Here is a 4,333-nt window from a genome sequence, read left to right as displayed (position 1 = left end):
GGCGGCATAGGACGCCTCGAGTTCGGGGATGTCCGCCTCGGTGCCGGCGGCCTGCCCGGTGGCGTTGGCGGTGTCCACGGCGGTGGCGGCGCCGGCGTCCAGCCGCCGGCGGGTGAGCCCCCTCGGTGGCGCGCTGGGACGCCGCGGTGCGGCGGGCGAGCGCGATCTGCGCCTGGTAGCCGCGGGCCTCGAGATAGTTGGGACGCCACGTCGCCGACCAATGTGACCAAGACGGCGTCGAGGTCGTCCGCCGCCGCGTCGACGCCGTAGCGCGCCGCCTCCGCGCCGCGCCGGTTGGCGCCGAACAGGTCGACCTCCCAGCTGGCGTCGAAGCCGGCCTGGTACTCGCCATAGCCGCCGCCCACGGTGACGTCGCCGTCGCTGCCGATCCGCCCGCCATTGTCGCCGCGGGTGGCGGAGGCGGTGCCGGTGAGCTCAGGAAACAGCGCGCCCACCTGCTGGCGGTAGCTGGCGCGCGCCGCCCGCACCTTGGCCTTGGCAGTGGCCACGTCGAGATTGGCGTCGACGGCCGCGTCCATGAGCGCGTCGAGCACCGGGTCGCCGAGCCGGCGCCACCAGCGGACCGGCGGCGCGTGCGGCCCCGCGGCCGGCTCTGTGCCGCCGCTCCAATAAGCGGGCAGGACCAGATCCGGCGTCGCATAGTCCGGGCCCACGGCGCAGGCCGCGAGCGCGAGCACGCTCAGGAGCATTGCGAGCGCCGAAGCGCCGCCCGCCAGGGCGCGGCGCATCCCGGCAGAGCGCCGCCCAGCGCGAGCGCCGGAACGCGGGAAGGGTACGGGTCTTTCACGCACAGGGCCATTGCACCGTCGTCGAGCTCAGGTCGCGGCCCACTGTGACGCCCATGATGTCGCCAATGGGACGCCCAGGATTCAAATGGTTTCGGCCTGTTTCCGAGCTTTGCCAGATGCTCGGCCGCGCCGGCGGCGCGCCCATCGGCAGGCGCCGACGGAGCCCGTCCGCCGACGTCCGAGTGGGTCTTCGGGCCGCTGTCGGCCTATGATCGGGGAAATGGTGCCGGCTGAGGGGATCGAACCCCCGACCTTCGGTTTACAAAACCGCTGCACTACCGCTGTGCTAAGCCGGCCCGGATCGATACGTCGCAGCCTCGAAACGCAGGTGCCCTCAAGGCGGATCGCCCGGGCGACGGCTGCAGCCGCCGCGCTGGCCTCGACCACACGGGTCTTATTCCCCCACCGGCCCGCGGGCGTCAAGCCGGGGGCCGTGCACGGGGCGGGCGCGCAAACGAAAGCGGCCCCGCCGGGTGGGCGGAGCCGGACCTGGATAGGAGACGCCCCGGAGCGGGGGTCGGGGCCGTCCTGGGGCAGAGGGCGGGCCGCTGGCGGCCCGCCGGCGCCTCAGTGCCAGTGATCGATGTTGCGATCCTTGGTCTCCGGCACGAACAGAAGGCCGATGACGAAGGTCATCAGGGCGATCACGATCGGGTACCAGAGGCCGAAATAGATGTCGCCGGTGGCCGCCACCATGGCGAAGGAGGTGGCTGGCAACAGGCCGCCGAACCAACCGTTGCCGATATGGTAGGGCAGCGACATGGAGGTGTAGCGGATGCTGGCCGGGAACAGTTCCACCAGCGCCGCCGCGATCGGCCCGTACACCATGGTCACGAACAGCACCAGGATGAAGAGCAGCCCGATCACCGTCGCCACCCGCGGCTGGAAGATGTCGAACGGGTGCGCCATCTTGATCACGTCCTTGTTGGTGGCGGCGCTGGGATAGCCCGCCGCCTGCAAGGCAGCCGTGACGGTCTTGTTGGTGTCGGCCCCTGCATAGGGGATCACGGTGTCGTTGATCTTCACCTGCACCGGCGAGCCGGCGGCGCCGGCCGTCGTCGAATACTTCACCGAGGACTTCGCGAGGAAGTCGCGGGCGACGTCGCAGGGCTGGGTGTAGACGCGCGTGCCGACCGGGTTGAACAGGCTGCCGCAATTGGCCGGGTCGGACACCACGGTGACCCGCACGTTCTGGATCGCCTTCTCGAGCGCAGGGTTCGCGAAGGTGGTGATCATGTTGAACAGCGGGAAGTAGCTCGCGGCGGCGATCAGGCAGCCGGCGAGGATGATGGGCTTGCGGCCGATCTTGTCGGACAGCCAGCCGAAGAACACGAAGAAGCCGGTGCCGAACACCAGCGACCAGGCGATCAGCAGGTTCGAGGTGTAGCCGTCGACCTTGAGGATCGATTGCAGGAAGAACAGGGCATAGAACTGGCCCGTGTACCACACCACGCCCTGGCCCGCGACGAGGCCGAACAGCGCGAGCAGCACGAACTTCAGGTTCGACCACTGGCCGAACGCCTCCTTCAGCGGCGCCTTCGAGGTGGTGCCCTCGTCCTTCATCTTCTGGAAGGTGGGCGATTCCGACAGCTGCAGACGGATCCAGATGGAGACGCCGAGCAGCGCGATGGACACCAGGAAGGGAATGCGCCAGCCCCATTCGGCGAACGCGGCCTCGCCGGTGATGGTACGGGTGAAGAGGATGATGATCAGCGACAGAAACAGGCCGAGCGTCGCCGTGGTCTGGATCCAGGAGGTGTAGAAGCCGCGACGGCCGTGCGGGGCGTGCTCCGCCACGTAGGTGGCCGCGCCGCCATACTCGCCGCCGAGCGCGAGGCCCTGGGCAAGACGCAGCGCGATCAGGATGATCGGGGCGGCGATGCCGATGGAGGCGGCATTGGGCAGGATGCCGACGATGAAGGTCGACAGGCCCATGATGAGGATGGTGACAAGGAAGGTGTACTTGCGGCCGACGATGTCGCCCACGCGGCCGAACACGATGGCGCCGAAGGGACGCACCAGGAAGCCGGCGGCGAAGGCGAGCAGCGCGAAGATGTCGCGCGTCGCCGGCGGATAGGCGGAGAAGAATTGTGCGCCGATGATCGCGGCGAGCGAGCCGTAGAGATAGAAATCGTACCACTCGAAGACGGTGCCGAGCGAGGAGGCGAAGATGACCTTCTTCTCCTCTCGGCTCATGGGGCGGGACGCCGGAACGCCCGCAGCGGTTGCGACACTCATTTCACGTTTCCTCCAGACTTGAGCCCTGGGTTGCCCCGGCCGCGCGCGGCGGCCCGGAATGCCGGCGAGGTGCGACGGGCGATTGCCCATGGCGCAGCCATCGGGCGCCACCGGTGCGCCCGTTCGCGAAATCGGGGGCCGAGCGGGCACAGCCGGGGCGTGTCGGAAGCCGCAGAAAACGCGGCCCGATGCCCGGCGTGAGCGCCGGTCGGCTCAATTCATGAAGTCAGGGATGGCTGCGCGACGGGCCGAGGCTCCGCCGGTGCGCTTCCTACTCCCGCAGCGGCCGTCCGGCGGCCTCTTCGGATCGTCCAGGACATGCGGCGCCGTCGGGCGCGGCGATCTTGGCGTTTCCTGCGAGGTCTGTCCGGGTCCAGGTCTTCAAGCCCGGTTCGGCAGATCCGGTGCCGGCCAGACGACTCCGACCAGGACACCTCGCGATGACATTGGCGGAGGTCGCGCGGCTTTTCGATTGGCAATTGGTCTTACGCGCAAGGGCGCAGGCGCACCGATTTTCTCTTTCCCCAGCGTCAGTTACGCTGGAGCGCCCGGCGTGCCATGCCGAGCGAGAGCGCCGCGGCATTGGACACGTTCAGGCTCTTGATGACGCCGGGAAGGTCGATGCGCGCGAGCACGTCGCATGTCTCGCGCGTGAGCTGCCGAAGGCCCTTGCCCTCGGCCCCGAGAACCAGAGCGAGCGGCGCCCGGAGCGGGGTATCCTCGAGGTCGGCCGCGCCTTCGCTGTCGAGGCCGACCACCAGCATGCCGTTGTCCTTGAGCTCGGTGAGCGCGCGGGCGAGGTTCTGCACCAGGCAGAACGGCACATGCTCCAGTCCGCCGGACGCGCTCTTCGCCAGCACGCCGGTGGCGGGCGGGCTGTGGCGCGCGGTGGTGACGATGGCGCCCACCGCGAACGCTGCCGCCGAGCGCACGATCGCGCCCACATTGTGGGGATCGGTGATCTGATCGAGCACCAGCACCAGGTCCGCCTTCGCCACCTTGGACAAAGGCGGGGAGGGCAGGTGATCCGCCTCTGCCAGCAGGCCCTGATGGACCGCGTCCGGACCCAGCAGCTTGTCGATCTCGGAGGGGCGCACGATCTCCGGCGCGAGCGGCAAGGCGAGGCCTTCCTCGGCCAGGCGGTTCACCGCATTTCGGTGGCGAGGATGGCGCCGGAAGCGCGCTTGGGGTTGGCGAGCGCTTCCGCCACCGTGTGCCAGCCATAGAGCGACGGGCCACGTCGTCAGTCGCCTTCCCAGCGGGCGGCGGCCGGCGCCCTTGGGCCG

Annotated in this window: 2 protein-coding genes, 1 tRNA gene and 1 pseudogene; all 4 read right to left on the bottom strand. The window is 69.6% G+C overall.

What is annotated here, in order from left to right; all coding sequences use genetic code 11:
* On the bottom strand, nt 1-710 hold a 710-nt coding region (locus tag AC2W7M_RS20605), incomplete at its 3' end, for a TolC family protein (protein ID WP_486134514.1).
* 320 nt (nt 711-1,030) lie between these two features.
* Nucleotides 1,031-1,105: transfer RNA gene (locus AC2W7M_RS20600), tRNA-Thr, on the bottom strand.
* Between the two features lie 271 nt (nt 1,106-1,376).
* Nucleotides 1,377-3,047: an MFS transporter gene (locus tag AC2W7M_RS20595; RefSeq protein WP_486134512.1), complete on the bottom strand. Its 1,671-nt coding sequence runs from the start codon at nt 3,045-3,047 to the stop codon at nt 1,377-1,379.
* Between the two features lie 530 nt (nt 3,048-3,577).
* Nucleotides 3,578-4,257, bottom strand: a pseudogene (locus tag AC2W7M_RS20590) (TrmH family RNA methyltransferase).
* Nucleotides 4,258-4,333: the final 76 nt, after the last annotated feature.

The organism is Xanthobacter sp. BG11Y11_SDJG (genome assembly GCF_057364445.1).
Note: the sequence above shows the minus strand (reverse complement) of the source record. Positions and strands in the feature narration are given on the sequence as shown.

Coding starts and splice junctions, on each gene's coding strand:
- AC2W7M_RS20595 (WP_486134512.1), bottom strand. CDS start 3,047: ATGAGTGTCGCAACCGCTGCGGGCGTTCCGGCGTCCCGCCCCATGAGC.